Raw genomic sequence first — 18,071 nt, 5'->3', positions numbered from 1 at the left:
CATTGTCAATGGAATCGGACAAATGTACATACGGATATTATATGTATCAATAATAGTGTCAATATTTTGAACGTTGATATCTGTCACAATAGCGCCGAATAAGGTTTTCATAATGAATTGAAAGGGGATATATCAAGTGTTTAAGAGAAATAAAAAGATGATCATGCTTCTAATTACGGTGATGGTTATGTCCATCTGGTTGGCCGCGTGTGGAGCGAAGCCTGCAGAGAACGGAGCAGCAGGAGAGAGCGATTCAACAACGGAGACAGAGACACAAACAGAAACCCCGACAGAACGCACATTAACAGATGCAATGGGACACGAAGTAACAATTCCCGCAAATCCGGAGCGCATCATCGCTTCTTATCTGGAAGACAATCTGGTAACACTAGGTGTTAAGCCAGTTGCGCAATGGTCTGTAGCCAACGGAATTCAGGAATATTTACAAAAAGATCTGAATGGTATTCCAACGATTGCCTTCGATCTGCCTTTCGAAGCGGTAACAAGTTTTAACCCGGATCTGATTATTATCGGTTCCGAAAGTGTGGTTGAAGGTGAGAAATACGAACAGTACAGTAAGATTGCACCTACTTACGTACTCGGCGATGAGATTAATAACGACTGGCGCAAAACGCAGCTGAAAATCGGTGAAATTTTGAATAAGAGTGCCGAAGCACAAAAAGCGCTGGATGATTACGAAGTTAAAGCTACAGAAATCAAGGAAAAGATCAACACGGTTACAGGTGGAACGAAATCAGCAGCGGCCATTTGGTTGGTTAGCGGCAAGTTCTTCATCGTAAGTGACAATGTATCGAGTGGAGAAGTGATGTACAAAGAGCTTGGACTTGTAGAGCCTGAAGTTGTAAAAGAAATCTCTGCCAATGCGACAGGTAACTGGTCTTCGATCTCTATGGAGAAATTGGCGGAAATGGATGTAGACTACTTGTTCTTTGTGAATAGTGATGAAGGTACAGGGTCAGAAGCACTGAAAGATCCGGTATGGCAAAGCATCCCGGCTGTGAAAAATGGTAATTTGTTTGAATTTACCCGTTCCAGCAGCTGGCTGTATAGTGGAGTTCAAGCGAACCTTCAAATTATGGAAGACATTCAGAACAGCATCGTTAAATAAGAAATAGCCAATACGAAATGGCCTGTTCAAACTCCTTGGTGCAGTGGGCACCAGGGAGTTTTTTTGTTAATTCAGCATTTTACGATATATAATAAAGAAGTAGAATCATTGTTGTATCATGAAGTAGAGTTGTCATTTGCTTCACGAGCAAGGAAGGGGGATATTTACATATGTATACATTGGATCCACGTGAAATAACGGGAAGAGACAACTATAAACTGATGAGTGGTTCGGTGGTGCCACGTCCGATCGCTTTTGTGACGACACGTTCAGATGAGAATGGTGTGATTAATGCAGCGCCTTTCAGTTTCTTCAATGTGGTTAGTTCGGACCCACCACTGTTATCCATATCCATTGCACGTAAAGACGGGATCATGAAAGATACCGCACGCAATGTGCTTGCTCATAAAGAACTGGTCGTGCATATCTGTGATGAAGCAATCATAGCCGAAGTGAATGAGACAGCAGCCATACTGGAACCCCACGAAAGTGAGCTTGAGCGGACAAAACTCACTACAGTGCCAAGTACCAAAGTTTCAGTTCCGGGAATTCAGGAAGCACTCATTCGGATGGAGTGCGAGCTGTATCAGCACATTCCCATTACGAATGATGAGGGCAAACCCGCGAGTGATCTACTGCTAGTGCGCATTGTACAGTATCATTTCAGCGAACAAGTCTATAATCCTGATAAGGGCTATATCCTGATGGATCATTTGAAACCAGTCAGCCGGCTGGCGGGTAATGATTATGCCAAGCTTGGGGAGAGATTCACGATAATTCGGCCTGAATAGTTCTGACCAATTGTATATGTAATATAGGAAAGGGTTTAACCCTGTATCAAAGGCGGACAGCACATGCGTAACTCGCATAGGTTGTCCGTCTTTGCTTGTGATATGAACATAAACGGGATAGGTAGTGAATAGACTTGTACTATATCCTGCACATGTCATATGAACCTATTTTATATATAGGTTGTTTAAAGAGCCTACTTTTGATTACGAAGGGCACGTACTATATAGGGAGGTTATGCCGATGAACCAGCTTGAGGGTACTACAGGCGCAAGTATTATGGGAATAGGGACGGCCTTGCCAGCCCACCGTATTGAGCAAAAGGATGTGTCTGCCCGTCTCGCGCAAGCGCTGGAACATGAGCCGGATGCGAGAAGGTGGGCCAAGCGAATTTTCAATCAGTGCGGTGTGGAGACTCGTTATACCTGTGAGCCGAATCTGCTTGAGCCTGTGGATGCTTGCCGATATTTACCCTTTACTTCTGCGGAAGAGGTTCCGACTACAGCCGAGCGTATGGCCAAATACAAAGCTGCTGCTGTTCCACTTGGTCTCGAGGCGGCAGGACAGGCTCTTCAGGAAGCAGACGTATCCTCAGAGGAAATTACGCATCTCATTACGGTTAGCTGCACGGGGCAATTCTTGCCTGGGCTTGATGTTCGGCTGATTCAGCAGCTTGAACTGTCACCGCAGATCAACCGAATTCCATTGGTGTTTCAAGGATGTGCAGCAGGTCTGAAGGCGATCCAATTGGCGAATTCAATCGTAACGACAGATCAGAAGGCTACGGTTCTCATCGTGTGTGTGGAGCTGTGCACACTTCACTTCCAGCCATCTGCGAAACGAGACGATCTGTATGCTGCATCGTTCTTCGGAGACGGTGCCTCTGCCTGCGTCATTGGTGCGTCCGGGACAGGCCGTAATGAATGTTTTCGACTGGGCCTTGGGCACGCGACGCTGCTCCCGGACTGTGCAGAAGAGATGATCTGGGAAGTGGGCAATACAGGCTTCGATCTCTACCTGTCACCACAGATTCCGAAGCTGCTCGGTTTGCATCTTGGTCCAGAGGTAGAGCGGTTGCTGGAGGGGAGCGGTTTACCGGAAATATGGGCGATCCATCCGGGGGGCAGAGGCATCGTAGATGCCGTTCAGAAGCTGTATCAGCTGACAGATGAGCAGGTCTCCTACAGTCGAAACATTCTGCGGGATTATGGCAACCTGTCGTCCGTGACGATTCTTTTTGTACTTCAAGCCATTCGCGAGGATTACACACAGAAGGAAGAGCATTCCAGTGGGATAGCGCTGGCCTTTGGCCCGGGACTGACCGCAGAATTACTTCCTTTTACATACATTCCTGTGTCCGTTGCGAATAGAACGCCTGTGAATCATAGCATCCAATAGATCGTGGACCTAAGCGAAGGGGCAAGGTCGGGAAGCATGATGATTGTGTTTAACGATCTATCGATCAACATAACTAAATTCCCAAATTGATCGCAGAGGAGCTAAGGTATGGGTTATCGCAGACTTGCTGTCCTCATCAGCCGATATCCGCGGTTCATTATTCTCTGCTGGGTGTTTATCATCGGGATGTCAGCGGTCTGGGCGTGGAAGTTACCTGACATTGTTCAGGATCATGGATTGAAACGGGTTCACGGGGATGCGCAATCGGTTGAGCTTGTTCTGGAGAATGAATTCGGTTCTCCTGCTGATCCGGTCATTCTGGTTTTTGAGAAAAAGGAAAATACCTCACCGTTAGAGTTCCGACAGTGGATCAGGGATCGTCTGACACAGGTCCAAGCGCTGCCTGCGGTAACCTCTATCACATCTCCTCTGGATGATAGAGAAGGGATGATGCTGCAAGAGCATAGGGCTTATGCCCTCGTGAAGATGGATGTGCCTGCGCATCAGATGGGTCCTCCACTGAAGCAACTGCGCGCCGTGCTGGCAACAGACGGCCCAGGTACGGTCCTATTGACGGGAAAGGCGGTCGTGCAGCAGGATGTGAATCATCTGAGCTTTCGTGACCTGGAACGAGCAGAGATGGTGGGAATTCCGATTGCCCTGATCGTTCTGTGCTTCGCATTCAGGGGGCTATATGCTGCATGGATTGCCGTCATGATGGGGATTAGTGCTGTCATTACAGCTATGGGAGTCACGTCTCTCCTTGGTTATCATCTTGAACTGTCCAACTTTATCATTAACGTGATTCCCATGGTGGGCATGGCACTAAGTATTGATTTTGCCCTGATCATCCTGAGCAGGTACAGGGAAGAACTTCAACGGGCCTATGAAGATGGAGACCAAGCTAAAGTGCTGGACAGCAGTCTGGTTACGCAGAGCGGTGCTCTGCGGAGCGAGATTCTTCAGCGAACATTGCGTACAGCAGGCAGAGCGGTGTTGTTCTCGGCAGCTTGTGTGCTCCTTGGACTGCTAGGGCTGCTCTGGATCAGACTGCCGATGTTTCTGAGTGTATCCTTGGGGGCTATTATTGTTCTGCTCCTATCCCTGCTGTTAAATGTAACGCTGCTGCCAGCCCTACTGTCACTGTCAGCGGATCGTGTCTTCAGGCGAAAGTCAGTCCATTGGTTACCCAGACGCTCGGTCTGGCATAGGTGGTCAGCGATGGTCATGAAACGACCAGTCAGAATGGCAATCGGAGGTACGGTGTTGCTACTCCTGTGTGTCTACCCAGTGACTCGGCTGGAACTGTCCATCCCGGATGCCTCTTCACTGCCAGAGAGAATGGAGTCCCGCAAGGCAGCAGAGCAGCTACAGCATGATTTTGGACAAAAGAATACCTCCACCATCGAGATGGTGATTGGCGGACAGCAGGAACTGTTAACTGCCTTGCACTGGCAGATGGCCCACAACAAAGCACTTCAACTTATGAAGGACTCGGACGTATTGAACATTATTTCACCGTGGGGACTGTTACAGCCGGATCAAAATAGCTGGCAAAGCCAAAATCTTCTTCGAATTCCACCGTCGTCGCCCACTTCTTCCTTAGAAGGCAAGGAGTCAACAAGGACGGCATGGCTTCGTTCAACGGTCTCTGATCATTCGATACGCTTGGTAGCCACCGTGCGTGGGGAGCCCGGTTCGGAACAAATCGCAGATTTGCTGGAACGAATGAGGAAGAGCGATCATGCCCTGGGTTTCAACGACGTAAAACTACGTTATGGTGGGGAAGCTGCCAAGCAACATGAAATTATGCAGGAAGTCACAAGTCAACTGCCCAAAGTGCTGGTATTTGTAGTGGTATCCAATTATCTTGTGCTACTGGCAGCATTTCGATCTCTGCTCATTCCAATCAAGGCGATTGTGATGAATCTGCTCAGTTTAGCCGCTTCATTTGGTATATTGGTGTGGGTGTTTAATGAGGGCCATCTGGGGATGGAACCGTCAGCCATTGCCATTATGATTCCTGTATTCATTGCGGGATTGGTGTTTGGTATATCCATGGATTATGGGGTATTTATGTTAAGCCGTATCCAGGAAGTCTATAGACGAACCGGAGACAGTGATGTGGCCGTCCAACAGGGATTGGCTTCAACGGGTCGTCTGGTTACCTCCGCAGCGGCCATTCTGCTCGCGGTGACCGTACCCTTTGCTTTTGCTGAAGTTGCAGGTGTGAGACAGTTGGGGATTGGGATAACCGCAGCGGTGCTGATTGATGTTACACTGATCCGTCTAATACTGGTCCCTGCACTGATGAAATTAATGGGCCGATGGAACTGGTGGTTGCCGGGTCAATTATAATGAAGGGTATTACTGAAGCCTGAATGCAGGCCAGGAATATCCTTTTTTTGGCTGGAAATCATGTGATTCCATTCAAAACAGGCAAACATGTTCAATTTTTGGGCGAGTTAAAGTCCTATAATGGATGGGATCAATTCCTTATGACAATCTTTCATCTACGTTATCCTACGAAAAACAGGAGGGAAACAGGACCATGTCGGATATAGAAGCCTATCTGCAACAACAAACGAATCTTCGAGGTCGTTCCGCGTATCAAGCAGATCAACCTATGGAGTTATGGCGCAGTCAGCTGCGTACACGCGTGAAAGAACGACTGGGCGGTTTTCCAACCATGCCAGCAGCACTCGATCCTGTATTACTTGAGCGCATTACATGTGACGGATATATCCGCGAACGAATAGAGATCACGACTTATGCAGGACTTCGCATGCCTGTGTATGTGTTGATTCCAAATGATGTAAGCGCTACCGATTCGAAGAAACCTGCGATCGTTGCTTGTCATGGGCACGGTTACGGCAGCCGGGAGATATCCGGAATGGAGCCTGATGGATCACCACGGATAGGAGAGCCTGGGTTACACAAGGACTTTGCAGTAGCTCTTGTGAAGCGGGGATATGTGGTTGCTGCTCCAGAGCTGCTCGGATTTGGTGATCGAAGACTGGAAGAGGATCGCGATGCGCCACCAGGAGCAAGTTCCTGTACGAAGATCGCAGCGCATCTGCTCATGGTTGGGAAGACCCTTGCGGGGCATAGGGTATACGAAACAACCCGTGTACTGGATTATATATCGAGTCGGGCTGAAGTGGATTCGGAGCGAATCGGAAGTATGGGCATTTCGGGCGGTGGACTGGTGACCGCATTTACAGCCGCACTGGATGAACGGTTCCGTGCAGCTGTCGTGAGTGGTTATGCAAGTACTTTCCAGGGCAGCATACTGGATCGGAACCATTGTTTGGATAACTATGTGCCAGGAATCCTGCGTGAAGCGGAGTTGCCGGATATCATCGGCCTAATTGTGCCTAGGGCACTCTTTATAGAAGCCGGAAGTGATGACCAGGTATTCCCGATTGTTACAGCAAGAGAGGCGTATACGCGTTTGACACACATATATGAGCAGGCGGGAGCAGAAGAATCGTTGGATGCGGATTTCTTTACAGGTGGACATGAGATTAGCGGAGCGAAAGCCTATGATTGGCTTGACCAAGTTCTGTGAAACTGAGGCTTATTACCTCTAAATAAGTTGAACTAATCATTTACACGATAACGGAGAAGATAGAAAAAACCTAAAAAAGCGAAGCTAATATAATTCTGATTCGAGAGGAGAACTCAGTGATGAAATGGTTAACATCCGTAAAATATCTACTGTGTCTTATTCTGTTTGCAAGTACGATCGGCGTAGGCCTGGGAAGCAACGGGGTGCAGGTTGCCGAAGCTGCAACGGACAATTACAGATTTGATTTTGGTTCGGGTCCTGTTGAGAGCGGTTACACGGGCGTGTCCGCAGGAGATGGTTATACTGCAATGAAAGGATATGGGTTCAACACACCTGCCAATATGCGAAATGTGTCTGCCTCTGGAAGCGGAGTGATGAGTGACGCCGTGCAGTTTCTAACATTTGGGACGAAGAGCACCAATACGTTCAATGTGGATCTGTCCAATGGTCTCTATGAAGTCAAAGTGGTCCTGGGCAACACAGCCAGAGCGAGTGTGGCTGCAGAAGGTGTATACCAGATCATTAATATGACGGGCAACGGGGCGACGGATCAATTTCAAATTCCGATAACCGACGGACAATTAAATCTGCTCATTACAGAAGGAAAGACAGGCACTGCGTTCACACTTAGTGCACTCGAAATCCGTAAGTTGTCCAATCAGACGGTAACCAATCGCACGATCTACATTGGTGGCGACTCAACGGTGTGCAATTATTATCCGCTTGGCAGCAGTGTACAAGGAGGTTGGGGGCAGCTATTTCCGTCTTATGTGAACAATGCCACCTTCCAGGTTCGCAATATGGCGTCAAGTGGTCAATTTGCGAGAGGTTTCCGCGATGATGGTCAGATGGAGGCGATTCTGAAGTATATCAAACCGGGAGATTATTTTATTTTGCAATTCGGAATTAACGATACGAATGCCAAGAACAATACAACGGAGGTTCAGTTCAAAGAGATTATGCGGGATATGGTGCGCCAGGCAAAAAATAAAGGAGCGACGGTTATCCTCTCCACCCCTCAAGGCCGGGCAACAGACTTTAATTCATCCAACGTGCATCAGGCGGAGAACCGCTGGTACAATCCATCCACCCGTGCACTGGCTCAGGAAGAAGGAGTCACTCTTGTTGAATTGAATAAATTGAGTTCTGCCTATTTCACATCAATTGGTCCAGCAGCAACACTCGCTCTGTATATGACAGGGGATAGTCTGCATCCGAATCGCCAGGGTGCTGCACAACTTGCGCGCATTGTTGCCGAAGATCTGAGAAGACAGGGACTGAATGGATTCTGACGATGGGATCTAATCTGCCAATCTGTCTGCATAATCATTATGATCAGTGTTTGATATGAACCGTGTATGAAAAAATAAAAAATACCCCCGGGAACATACCGCCAAACGGGCGGCTGATCCTCGGGGGTATTCGTTATGCCCAGGCTTAGGATTACTCCATCATGTCCTTGGCTTCATGGTTCACTTTTTTCCCTTTTAACAAAGGTTCCAGTTCATCTTGAACGCTTTGCTCCCATAATGGTACATCTGTGCGATAGGCGGCCCGTCCGTTCAGATGTCCGGCGACCGGAGCCGTGATGAATACGAACAGGATACCTAGCAACAAGCGTGCACTGATGTAGTTGTCGAAGTACCAAAAGAAGAAAAACGTAGCGCTTAGTACACAGAACACACCAAGCGTCATACTTTTGGTTGCGGCATGGGCTCTCAGATATACGTCAGGCAGTCGAATAAGTCCGAACGCACTGAGTGCACTAAGTAATGCACCAAGCAGTACCAGTAGACCTATAGCTGTTTCAGCGGCTACATTAACGATCTCCATCATTTTTGAATACCGCCCCCCGTTCAATATAACGTGCAAATGCCACCGTACTTAGAAAAGCTAAAATACCAATCAGCAAGATGATATCCAGATAGGCCTGGGTTTGCAGCATCATCGACAGAACGGCGACGATGGCAATTACATTGATCCCGATGGTATCCAGTGCCGTGATCCGGTCAGCCATGGAAGGTCCCCGAAGCACCCTGTACAAGCAACCCAGAATGGCTAAGGAGAGAATGAGCAATGAGATGAACAACAGTGAGGATAACATTAACGCGTCACCTCCATAATTGCTTTTTCAAATGTGTTTTGGATATCATCTCTCAGTTTCTGTTCATCCTTGATATCCAGTGCGTGGATAAACAGTTTGCGTTGATTACCCGAGATTTCAAGCGGCAGGGAACCTGGTGTCAATGAGATGAGTAGACAGAGCAGGGTAACCTCCCAATCCGAGGACAATTCAGTCTTATATGTGAAAATACCCGGACGTATATCGAGCTTGGGCTTGATAATCTGGCGTATAACCTCAATGCTGGCGCGCACCAATTCCTTGAACAACAGATTAATCAGTTTGATGATGGCCCAGACCCGCACAATATAGAAGCGCTGGGGGAAGAATCGGCGCATCCCCCCGATGAGAAGCAGTCCGAGCAGGTAACCTATGAGAAAACCAACACCATTCCAGGCATTGTTCAGAAACATCCATACAAAGGCAATGATAAGATTCAGTACAATCTGAAAGGCCATAGACATCTACTCCTTCAATACGGCATCAATATAAATATTGGGATGCAGTAGAATATCGCCTGCGCGGGAGGTCAACTGGAACATGCCTTCAGCCCCCACACCCATTACGATGATGAATACAAACAGAATTCCGGCAGGAATCAGCAGGCCGTTCACCGCGTAAGGGCGTCTTGTAACCCCGGCAGGCGGTTCGCCCCAGAACGCTTGTATGAAGATGCGCAGTACCGAATATAACATCAACAAGCTGGAGAGCACCGCTATACCAGTTAGACCATACAACCCTGCCTGTAAGCCACCTTCGAAGAGAAGCAACTTACCCGGAAAACCACTGAATGGAGGCAAGCCTGCCAAGGCAAGTGCGCTGATGAAGAACATCCAGCCGAGCAACGGATAACGATGAATTAGTCCGCCCATGTTGTCGAGCTTTGATGTTCCGGCAACAGCGATCAAGGCACCGCCGAGCAGGAAGAGCAATGTTTTGATCAACATATCATGCAGCATATAGAAGAGCAGACCTTCCAGTGCTGGACGACTGGCCGATGCCATACCGAAAGCGACAAACCCTACGCCTGCGACCACATTGTAGATGAGAATCTTGTTTACATCGCGATACGAGATCGCACCGATGACACCAAGAACCATCGTGGCACCTGCCATCCATCCGATCAGTGCATGGAAGAAATCCGGATCATGATAGAAGATCAGTGTGAATGTTCGCACAATCGCGTACAGGCCAACCTTGGTGAGCAATCCTGCGAACAACGCAGTGACGACAGCAGGTGGCGCCGCATAAGAGCCTGACAACCAGAAGAACAGGAACAGTCCGGCCTTGATGCTAAATACGATCAGGAAGAGTACGGCAATCAGGGTAACGACCCCGCTCTGTCCCACTTCAGCAATTTTGACGGACAAGTCCGCCATGTTCAGTGTGCCAGTAATGGAGTAGAGGAAGCCGATGGAAGCGACAAACAGTGCTGAAGAAACGATGTTAATCAAGACATATTTGATCGTTTCACGCAGCTGTCTTTCCGTACCTCCCAATACGATCAGTGCATAAGAAGAGATAAGCATCAATTCAAAGCTGACAAACAGGTTAAACAAGTCACCGGTTAGGAATGAACCGTTAACTCCTGCGATCAGGAAATGAAAGAACGGATAGAAGTGATGTTCTTCCCGCTCCTTGTTCACACTGCGGAACGCATACAGCAGACACGCCAGTGCGATGATGGAAGCGGCGACGACAAGCAATGCCGATACCATGTCAGCAACAAGCACAATACCATAGGGAGGTGCCCATCCGCCCATATTAAGCGTTAGAACTCCAGTTTGAGCTACCCGTGTAATGAGTATCGTGGAGACCGCTGCTGTAAACAAAAGTCCGATGACACTAATGATTCGCTGGATATTTGTTTTTCGGAAAAAGAGCAAAGCCAGAACACCTGTAATCAAAGGCAACAGAATCGGCAGGACGACGAGATTATTCATATGGGCGCCCCCTTACTTCTTCCATATCGTCTGTTTTCAGCTTCAGATAGGAGCGATAGGAGAGAACGAAGAAGAAGGCAGTAAGCCCAAAATTAATTACAATGGATGTTAATATCAGCGCCTGTGGAAGAGGATCGACATAGCGTTCAGCCATCTCCCCAAGGAGTGGTGGTGACCCGGTTTTGAGACGTGACATGGTGATCAATAGCAGATGCACGCCATGGGTTAGTATGGACATACCAAGTACGATTCGGAGCAGGCTCCGCGACAAGATTAAAAAGACGGCAACCGCAAACAGAATGCCAACGGCTACACACATCAATATTTCCATATCAGCGATCCTCCCCGATCTGTAGAATGATGGTCATGGTGACACCCAGGACAGCGAGATACACGCCAAGATCGAACAGCATGGCCGTGGCGAGTTCTGTCTCTCCCAGTAAAGGAAGTTCGAAATAGCCGAAGGTTTGGCTGAGGAACGGGACTCCGAATATAAATGAACCCGCGCCCGTAAGTAAGGCTATACCCAAGCCGATTCCTGTTAGAATTCGGAAGTCAACGGGTAACGCTTTGCGTATCGTATCTGTACTGAATGCCAGGGCTATCAACACGAGTGCTGCAGCTGTGACTAAGCCGCCAATGAAGCCTCCGCCCGGATTGTGATGTCCTGCGAAGAACAGGTGCATGGCAAACGTCAGTATGATGAACACAACGACTTTGGTAGTCGTTTGCAGTAATACATCATTACTCTGTAACGGTACAGTATCCCACGAGGATGAGCTGCGTTCCCGGTTACCATACTTTTTCGTATTATCCGTTTCATCATCCAGATCGGATTCGGAATCCTGATTTTCCTCCTTCTTGCGGAACTTCAATCGGGCTCCAAGATCCTTCGCTTCGAGGTTCAGATTAATCATGGAATAGATGGACAATGAAGCAACACCAAGTACCATGATTTCCAATAACGTATCGAAACCACGGAAATCTACCAGTAATACATTCACGACATTTTTACCGCCGGCCGAGTCATATGCTTCCTGAAGGAAAAAGGTTGAAATGCTCTCCAGTGATGCTGTTCCACTTGCAGCTAGCGCAACAAAGGTCATCACGACTCCGACTGCAATCGCTACGATCATATTCACCGTGAGATATCTGCGGCTTGATTTGCCACGTTGCAGTTCAGGCAGATGGTAGAAGCAGAGCAGGAACAGTGCAACAGATACCGTCTCAACAATCATCTGTGTAAGTGCCAGATCGGGTGCCCGGAAGAGTACGAACAGCAGGGTTACGACGTAACCTACCGCTCCGGTCATAATGACTGCCGAAAGTCTGTTCTTGGCAAATGGAATCGAAACCGCGGCACCAATTAGGGTGACTAGCAGGACGACTTCATAGAATGAGAAGGGCGCATTGCCCTGCAGATTCCACGTAATATTTTCGCCTGAACGGAAGAAGGCATAGACCAGTAAGGCGACTGTGAATGAGAAAATATAAACGAGATAACTACGAACCGAGCCATTCATATAGGCTTCCGTCCATTTGCGTGCATAATGCTGAAGATTATCCAACACCACATGGTACATATTGTTAATCGTTAATCCTTGTGGATAATGCTCATAAATATTCCTCCATCGTGGCAACAGCTTGTAGAGAGTGATTCCGAGAATCACGACTCCGATCGTCATAATGAGTTCCGGAGTCCATCCATGCCACAGAGAGAAATGTACATCGAAGCGCTCGTTCCCGTTCAACAGGGAAGGAAGCACAGCGGCCATTGCCGGTTCGATCAGTGATCCTGCCAGCAGGTTCGGAAAGAGTCCGAAGACGATGACAAGAATACCGAGAACAACGGGCGGAATGAGCATACCGGCAGGCGCTTCGTGCAGCTTCTCGGCAGGGATCTCGCTTTGGCTACGACCGAGGAATGTTTTGAACACGATAATAAGCGCATAGATCAGGGTAAACACACTTGCAAGCCAAGCGAATACCGGCAGTAGAACACTCCAGGACCCAAGTCCAAAGATGCGCAGATGCGTGACTTCGACCATCGCCTGGAAAAATAGCTCCTTGCTCAGGAATCCGTTGAACGGTGGAATACCCGCCATGGCAAGTGAGCCGATCAGGGCTACGGTGAAAGTGATTGGCATGAATGATGCAAGTCCACCGAGCTTCCGAATGTCACGTGTACCCGTTTCATGATCGACAATGCCTACGACCATGAACAGAGCGGCCTTGAAGGTCGCATGATTAAACAGGTGAAGCAGCGCAGCGGTTATCGCCACGGTGTACATCGTAGAGGACTCGCCATATCCGAAGTAGAGAGCAGCAGATCCAACCCCGAACAGGGACATGATCAGACCAAGTTGAGAGATGGTCGAATAGGCGAGAATCGCTTTGAGATCGTTTTTTTTCACCGCCAGGAATGATCCATAACACAGAGTCAGAAGACCAACACTGGTGACCAGCCAGAACCAAAGTCCCTGTCCACCGAAGATCGGTGTGAACCTGGCCACAACGTACAGTCCAGCCTTAACCATCGTGGCTGAGTGCAGATAGGCACTCACTGGTGTAGGAGCTTCCATGGCATCCGGCAACCAGATATGGAACGGGAATTGGGCTGACTTGGTGAAAGCTCCAATCAGGATCAAGACAAGCGCTGGCAGAAATAGTGCACTTTCCTGAAACTGCCCCAATCCTGCAATGGTTGCACGAATACTGAACGTTCCGGTAATGAGATACATCATCATGAATCCGGTAAGCATGGCGAAACCGCCAAATACCGTAATCAGGAATGATTTTTGTGCTCCTGAAGTCGAGGCTTTACGTTTGTAATGAAATGCAATCAACAGGAATGACGTAATACTGGTCAATTCCCAGAATCCGTAGAGCACGATCATATTATCAGACAGCACGACGCCCAACATGGCTCCCATGAACATCAACAGATACAGGTAGAAGCGGTTCAGGGCTTCTTTCATATCCATGTAGAAGATGGAGTAGAGAACAACGAGCACACCGATTCCGGTGATTAGCAGTGTCAGCATCAGGCTTAGACCGTCCAGATATAAGTTAAATCCAATGTCCAGTGAAGGAATCCATGGGATATTTCCGGATACGGTGTTGCGCTGGGACACAGCGGGTATGAGGCTCGCAAAGTATACAAATAATAGTGCCGGGACAAGGAGAACCGGCCATCCCAAATGTAATTTACGGAAGAAACGATGCAGCGTGGCAAGAAGAATGCCAGCCGCAAAAGGCAGAATAACAGCAACATGAAGCAGGCTCAACATTACACCCCCAATGTTTATTATTTCGATGACTCTCTCTGTGACATACAGGCGCATGATCCTCAAAGGATATGCTTGCTCTCTATATTCATAACCCAAGTATGTATATACAGAATCGTGTCTATTCTTTGAATGGAAGAAACACGGTGAAGATTTCAGTATAATATTGTATGGGCATGTATAATGAAAAAACACAAAAGATCCGATAAATAGGAAAACGATTAGGTGACATCCCGTGTACCCTTTGCAGCATAGTTATGTTGAGAAGCAAGATGGTTTCACCGTGTAATGGAGGAAATAATGTCATTCAAAATCAGAACCGTTCTTACAGTCATCTTCGCTGTGTTATCCTTACTGGTTACCCTGACGATTGGGTCTATATTTAGCCAAAAGTCATTTGTTGCTGTAGAGACTGAGATTGGTCACTCGCTTACAGGCACGGCATCCCAGGCTTCGGACAAGCTGGATCGGTTTATGTCCGCTCGCGCGGGTGAACTGGATCTGCTTGGCCGCATGGCTGCGCTGGAAGATGGATTCAAACCAGCTGAGATTCAGATGTTGCTGGATCAGCTACAAGATAGCTTTCCCTCATTCTCATGGGTTGGATTCATGGACCCGAAGGGAAAAGTGTTAGCTGCGACGGACGGCATCTTGCTTGGGGAAAATTTATCGGAGCGACCTGTGTATCAGGAGGGAATCAAGGGTAAGTTTATTGGAGATGTGCATAATGCAGTACTTCTTGCCAAGTTGCTTCCGAATCCAACGGGAGAGCCGTTGCAATTTGTCGATATCAGTTTCCCGCTGAAGGATAGCAAAGGTCATATCCAAGGTGTGCTTGCTGCACATTTAAGCTGGGCCTGGGCGAAGGAAGTGGAGGAATCGGTGCTCGCCCCATTGAAACGGGAGGAAAAGGACATTGAGTTCTTTATTGTGAGCAAAAAGGAACATACCGTGCTGCTAGGACCGAAGGAATGGATCGGTAAACCGCTGGAATTACCCGGTATCGCAGAAGCCCAGCGCAACCAGAGCAGTTGGTCCATCGAAGAATGGCCTGATGGGAATGACTATGTGACAGGGTTTGCTTACAGTCAGGGTCACCTGGATTATCCCGGATTAGGATGGACCGTAGTTATCCGTCAAGTCAAGTCTACGGCGTTTGCTTCTGTGTTTGACCTGATGTGGTTTAATGTGTGGGCAGGACTTGCCGTTACCGTGTTATTTGCACTTATTGGCTGGTTTGTCTCGCGTCTGATCTCCGCTCCAATTGTGCGTCTTACCAGAGTAGCCAATCGACTGCGAGTAGGACACGCTCTTGAGATTCCCGAGAATAAAGGAATTAAGGAAATCGAAGTGTTGTCCCGTTCGCTACGGGATATGGTGACCTCTCTTATGAATAAAGACTCGGAGCTGGTCGTGATGCAGAATCTGGCACATTTTGATCAGCTGACCAGTCTGCCAAATCGTACTGCCCTGGAAGCGTATCTGGAAGAGTCACTGGAGACCGAAAGTGAAAATCACACTCTGACGTTCCTCTATCTGGATCTGGATGGATTCAAACGAGTCAACGATACTCTTGGGCATCAGACTGGAGATGTACTGCTTCAGAAGGTAGCCCAGCGACTGTCTGCTCTAGGTCAGGAGAAGGGCATAACGGTCCGGTTAGGTGGAGATGAATTCCTGATTGTACTTCGGTCTGTTGGAAGTCATCCGAGGGAAGAAGCCAGCGCTTATGCAGAAGCCATCATTCAAAGTCTGAACAAGCCGTTTATTATTGAATACGAGCGAATTCGGATTGGATGTAGCATCGGAGGTGCCGAATATCCAACTAACAGCAACAATCCAAGTGAGATTATCCGGATGGCGGACGAAGCTCTATATGAATCCAAACGTGCAGGTAAGAATAGAATGACATTTTATTCCGATTTGAAGCAGGGTAATTAGCGTATAATAGCATTAGCTGAGAGTTCTCAATCACCTTTGTACGAATCTGTGGATAGACAAGGAGGGGTGAAATGTCTGGACAATATACTTCAGTACCTTACGGTTATGAGCCGCCTGCGGCCAGCCGCAAAGGCACACTGACTTTTTATGACTCGTTCGAACATGTGACAGATGAGCAACTTGAACGCGCCGCTGCAACGGCGGATACCCGTTCATTCGTACAGCTCGTGCTGTATCCTTTACACGAGAGCACGTTCAAGCGAATGAGCAAGGATACGATACAAGCCTATTACAAAAGAGAAGATCGCCTGCATGATTGGCGGCGGGAACATCCAACCTCCCGTATACGCGTGGAAGGACTGGAGGGCAAGAGAAAAAAATATACGCCTGTGGATAGCGCGCTGCGTCATATCACTGCGGAATACCCGGCCCCTCACTTTCTTTATTTGACGGTAGAGATGGCCAATATGTTTGCTTCATTTGATTCCTTCAAGGATTGGATCAAAGAGCTGCGTCTCATCATTGACGGATCGTCCGGAGACTTGCATCCTGGGTTGGAGCAGAATCGTCATCGCTGGGAATGGGCGGAATGAAGACTAGAATTAAAATGTTGATGTAGATAAAAAGATCAGCTCGCTGATCATAAGAAAACACAAAAAAAGTTGTGTTGTACAACCGTAATTCCGGTGTACAGCACAACTTTTTTGTTATGTTTTGGCAACGAGGGATGAAGTCAGATCAAGTGATGTAACGGTTTTATTTTTACCCGTTCGTTTGGCGGCATACAGACAGGCATCCACTTCCTCGAACAATTTGTCTTTGCTCAGATTGGGACTGTAGCTTTTGAGGCCGATACTCACCGTAATTGTAGCTCCTTCAAGTTCCAGATGACCCATTAGGGCAATCTTCTGACGAATCTGTTCCACTAGGGCATATGCCTGCTCGAAAGACTGCTCAAACATCAATAATGCGAACTCTTCGCCACCATAGCGTGCTGCAATATCACTTGAGGTAATCGTCTCCTGAATGATCAGCGACACTTTCTCCAGAATGATGTCTCCAACCCGATGACCATACGTGTCATTAATGGATTTGAAATCATCAATATCGATCAGAGCCAGATGCAGACTCATGCCGCTGTTGGCGTACTCGAATGCTTTTTCATAATAATCCTTGAATGAGCTTTGGTTATAGAGGTTGGTTAAACCGTCTGTTTTGGACTGTTTGGTCATAATGGCGTTTCGCACAATAAGGTCCTGCTTGGCAAGCATGCTTGCCTGAAGGTCGTCCAGCACTTCGACTCCGCTGGTTACGATAACCTGTGCTACATATGTACCAAGGATTAGAAAAGCCGGAATGGATACCATGTCAAATGAAGAGAGGTACGATCGGTAAACCGGATCGAACAGAACCAGAAGATAACCAATCGTCTGCATCAGGCAGACAATCCAGACTCTCTTTTTGCTGAAGAACAGAACCGAAGCGAAGATGGGTAACAGACAGATCGCTAATATAATCCGAATGTCATAATTGACATGAATAATCGTCCAGGCGATCACCGTGCTGGCTACAGACATGGCATAGAAGGAATATGAACTGAAGCGTCGATCAACCCAACTCGCGATCAAAATGCAAGAACTGCTGATGGCCGTAGGCCAGAACAGGACATTCATCAAGAAATCTATAGGTGTGCGATCATACTCCAGAAACAGGAAACAGCCAATCTGAATGGCGAGATGTGCCATAATGACAATCCAGTAGGCATGGAGCATTTTTTTGATCCATTTTGAATGCTTGAACTCGTATTCTGTTGGAATATGGCTATTGTGCGTATGGAAACTCTTCATATATCACCGCTGACTGCATCATAATGGTACGACAGAATTACTCT

General features: G+C 47.8%; 15 protein-coding genes. 8 read left to right on the top strand and 7 right to left on the bottom strand.

Translation table 11 applies throughout. The features are described from left to right. Positions 1-136 precede the first annotated feature (136 nt). The 6 genes from OM416_RS09810 (at position 137) to OM416_RS09785 (ending at position 8,179) form a co-directional block, all read left to right on the top strand. Positions 137-1,129 carry an iron-hydroxamate ABC transporter substrate-binding protein gene (locus tag OM416_RS09810; protein WP_264929038.1) on the top strand — a complete coding sequence of 331 codons (993 nt, stop codon included), beginning with the start codon at positions 137-139 and terminating at the stop codon, positions 1,127-1,129. 170 nt (positions 1,130-1,299) lie between these two features. Then, positions 1,300-1,920: a flavin reductase family protein gene (locus tag OM416_RS09805; RefSeq protein WP_264929037.1), complete on the top strand. Its 621-nt coding sequence runs from the start codon at positions 1,300-1,302 to the stop codon at positions 1,918-1,920. 241 nt (positions 1,921-2,161) lie between these two features. Further along, positions 2,162-3,316: a type III polyketide synthase gene (locus OM416_RS09800; protein WP_264929036.1), complete on the top strand. Its 1,155-nt coding sequence runs from the start codon at positions 2,162-2,164 to the stop codon at positions 3,314-3,316. Positions 3,317-3,424: 108 nt separating this feature from the next. After that, a complete protein-coding gene (locus OM416_RS09795; protein WP_264929035.1) occupies positions 3,425-5,674 on the top strand; it encodes an MMPL family transporter in 2,250 nt (749 codons plus the stop codon). Positions 5,675-5,867: 193 nt separating this feature from the next. After that, entirely contained in the window at positions 5,868-6,887 is a 1,020-nt protein-coding gene (locus OM416_RS09790; RefSeq protein ID WP_264929034.1) for a dienelactone hydrolase family protein, read from the top strand. 119 nt (positions 6,888-7,006) lie between these two features. Next, positions 7,007-8,179: a rhamnogalacturonan acetylesterase gene (locus tag OM416_RS09785; protein WP_264929033.1), complete on the top strand. Its 1,173-nt coding sequence runs from the start codon at positions 7,007-7,009 to the stop codon at positions 8,177-8,179. A 151-nt stretch (positions 8,180-8,330) separates the two neighbouring features. Here the strand turns inward: OM416_RS09785 and mnhG are convergent, their stop codons facing one another. The 6 genes from mnhG to OM416_RS09755 are packed head-to-tail and all read right to left on the bottom strand — an operon-like array spanning position 8,331 to position 14,239. Further along, a complete protein-coding gene (gene mnhG / locus OM416_RS09780; protein WP_169481694.1) occupies positions 8,331-8,723 on the bottom strand; it encodes a monovalent cation/H(+) antiporter subunit G in 393 nt (130 codons plus the stop codon). After that, positions 8,707-8,991, bottom strand: coding sequence for a Na(+)/H(+) antiporter subunit F1 (locus tag OM416_RS09775; RefSeq protein ID WP_017688855.1), 285 nt, complete (start codon positions 8,989-8,991; stop codon positions 8,707-8,709). The genes mnhG and OM416_RS09775 overlap by 17 nt, the downstream gene beginning before the upstream one ends. Beyond that, on the bottom strand, positions 8,991-9,467 hold the full coding sequence (locus tag OM416_RS09770; RefSeq protein WP_062834057.1) for a Na+/H+ antiporter subunit E: 477 nt from the start codon (positions 9,465-9,467) through the stop codon (positions 8,991-8,993). The genes OM416_RS09775 and OM416_RS09770 overlap by 1 nt, the downstream gene beginning before the upstream one ends. A gap of 6 nt (positions 9,468-9,473) precedes the next feature. Beyond that, positions 9,474-10,952 carry a Na+/H+ antiporter subunit D gene (locus OM416_RS09765; protein WP_062834058.1) on the bottom strand — a complete coding sequence of 493 codons (1,479 nt, stop codon included), beginning with the start codon at positions 10,950-10,952 and terminating at the stop codon, positions 9,474-9,476. Next, a complete protein-coding gene (locus OM416_RS09760) occupies positions 10,945-11,283 on the bottom strand; it encodes a Na(+)/H(+) antiporter subunit C (protein ID WP_264929031.1) in 339 nt (112 codons plus the stop codon). Before OM416_RS09760 ends, OM416_RS09765 begins: the two co-directional genes overlap by 8 nt. A 1-nt stretch (position 11,284) precedes the next feature. After that, on the bottom strand, positions 11,285-14,239 hold the full coding sequence (locus OM416_RS09755) for a Na+/H+ antiporter subunit A (RefSeq protein WP_264930655.1): 2,955 nt from the start codon (positions 14,237-14,239) through the stop codon (positions 11,285-11,287). Between the two features lie 300 nt (positions 14,240-14,539). Here OM416_RS09755 and OM416_RS09750 point away from each other — a divergent pair, with 300 nt between their 5' ends. Beyond that, entirely contained in the window at positions 14,540-16,180 is a 1,641-nt protein-coding gene (locus tag OM416_RS09750; RefSeq protein ID WP_264929030.1) for a diguanylate cyclase domain-containing protein, read from the top strand. 71 nt (positions 16,181-16,251) lie between these two features. After that, on the top strand, positions 16,252-16,773 hold the full coding sequence (locus OM416_RS09745; RefSeq protein WP_264929029.1) for a hypothetical protein: 522 nt from the start codon (positions 16,252-16,254) through the stop codon (positions 16,771-16,773). 114 nt (positions 16,774-16,887) lie between these two features. Here the strand turns inward: OM416_RS09745 and OM416_RS09740 are convergent, their stop codons facing one another. Continuing rightward, the gene (locus tag OM416_RS09740; protein WP_264929028.1) at positions 16,888-18,027 is read right to left on the bottom strand and encodes a GGDEF domain-containing protein; all 1,140 of its coding nucleotides are present in this window, start codon (positions 18,025-18,027) and stop codon (positions 16,888-16,890) included. Between the last annotated feature and the right edge of the window lie 44 nt (positions 18,028-18,071).

The sequence above is a fragment of the Paenibacillus sp. LS1 genome, from assembly GCF_026013365.1.
Classification (GTDB): Bacteria; Bacillota; Bacilli; order Paenibacillales; family Paenibacillaceae; genus Paenibacillus.
The sequence above is the reverse complement of the archived record's forward strand: the minus strand, read 5'-3'. Positions and strand labels throughout refer to the sequence as shown.

Coding starts and splice junctions, on each gene's coding strand:
- OM416_RS09805 (WP_264929037.1), top strand. CDS start 1,300: ATGTATACATTGGATCCACGTGAAATAACGGGAAGAGACAACTATAAA.
- OM416_RS09800 (WP_264929036.1), top strand. CDS start 2,162: ATGAACCAGCTTGAGGGTACTACAGGCGCAAGTATTATGGGAATAGGG.
- OM416_RS09795 (WP_264929035.1), top strand. CDS start 3,425: ATGGGTTATCGCAGACTTGCTGTCCTCATCAGCCGATATCCGCGGTTC.
- OM416_RS09790 (WP_264929034.1), top strand. CDS start 5,868: ATGTCGGATATAGAAGCCTATCTGCAACAACAAACGAATCTTCGAGGT.
- OM416_RS09785 (WP_264929033.1), top strand. CDS start 7,007: ATGAAATGGTTAACATCCGTAAAATATCTACTGTGTCTTATTCTGTTT.
- mnhG (WP_169481694.1), bottom strand. CDS start 8,723: ATGATGGAGATCGTTAATGTAGCCGCTGAAACAGCTATAGGTCTACTG.
- OM416_RS09775 (WP_017688855.1), bottom strand. CDS start 8,991: ATGTTATCCTCACTGTTGTTCATCTCATTGCTCATTCTCTCCTTAGCC.
- OM416_RS09770 (WP_062834057.1), bottom strand. CDS start 9,467: ATGGCCTTTCAGATTGTACTGAATCTTATCATTGCCTTTGTATGGATG.
- OM416_RS09765 (WP_062834058.1), bottom strand. CDS start 10,952: ATGAATAATCTCGTCGTCCTGCCGATTCTGTTGCCTTTGATTACAGGT.
- OM416_RS09760 (WP_264929031.1), bottom strand. CDS start 11,283: ATGGAAATATTGATGTGTGTAGCCGTTGGCATTCTGTTTGCGGTTGCC.
- OM416_RS09750 (WP_264929030.1), top strand. CDS start 14,540: ATGTCATTCAAAATCAGAACCGTTCTTACAGTCATCTTCGCTGTGTTA.
- OM416_RS09745 (WP_264929029.1), top strand. CDS start 16,252: ATGTCTGGACAATATACTTCAGTACCTTACGGTTATGAGCCGCCTGCG.
- OM416_RS09740 (WP_264929028.1), bottom strand. CDS start 18,027: ATGAAGAGTTTCCATACGCACAATAGCCATATTCCAACAGAATACGAG.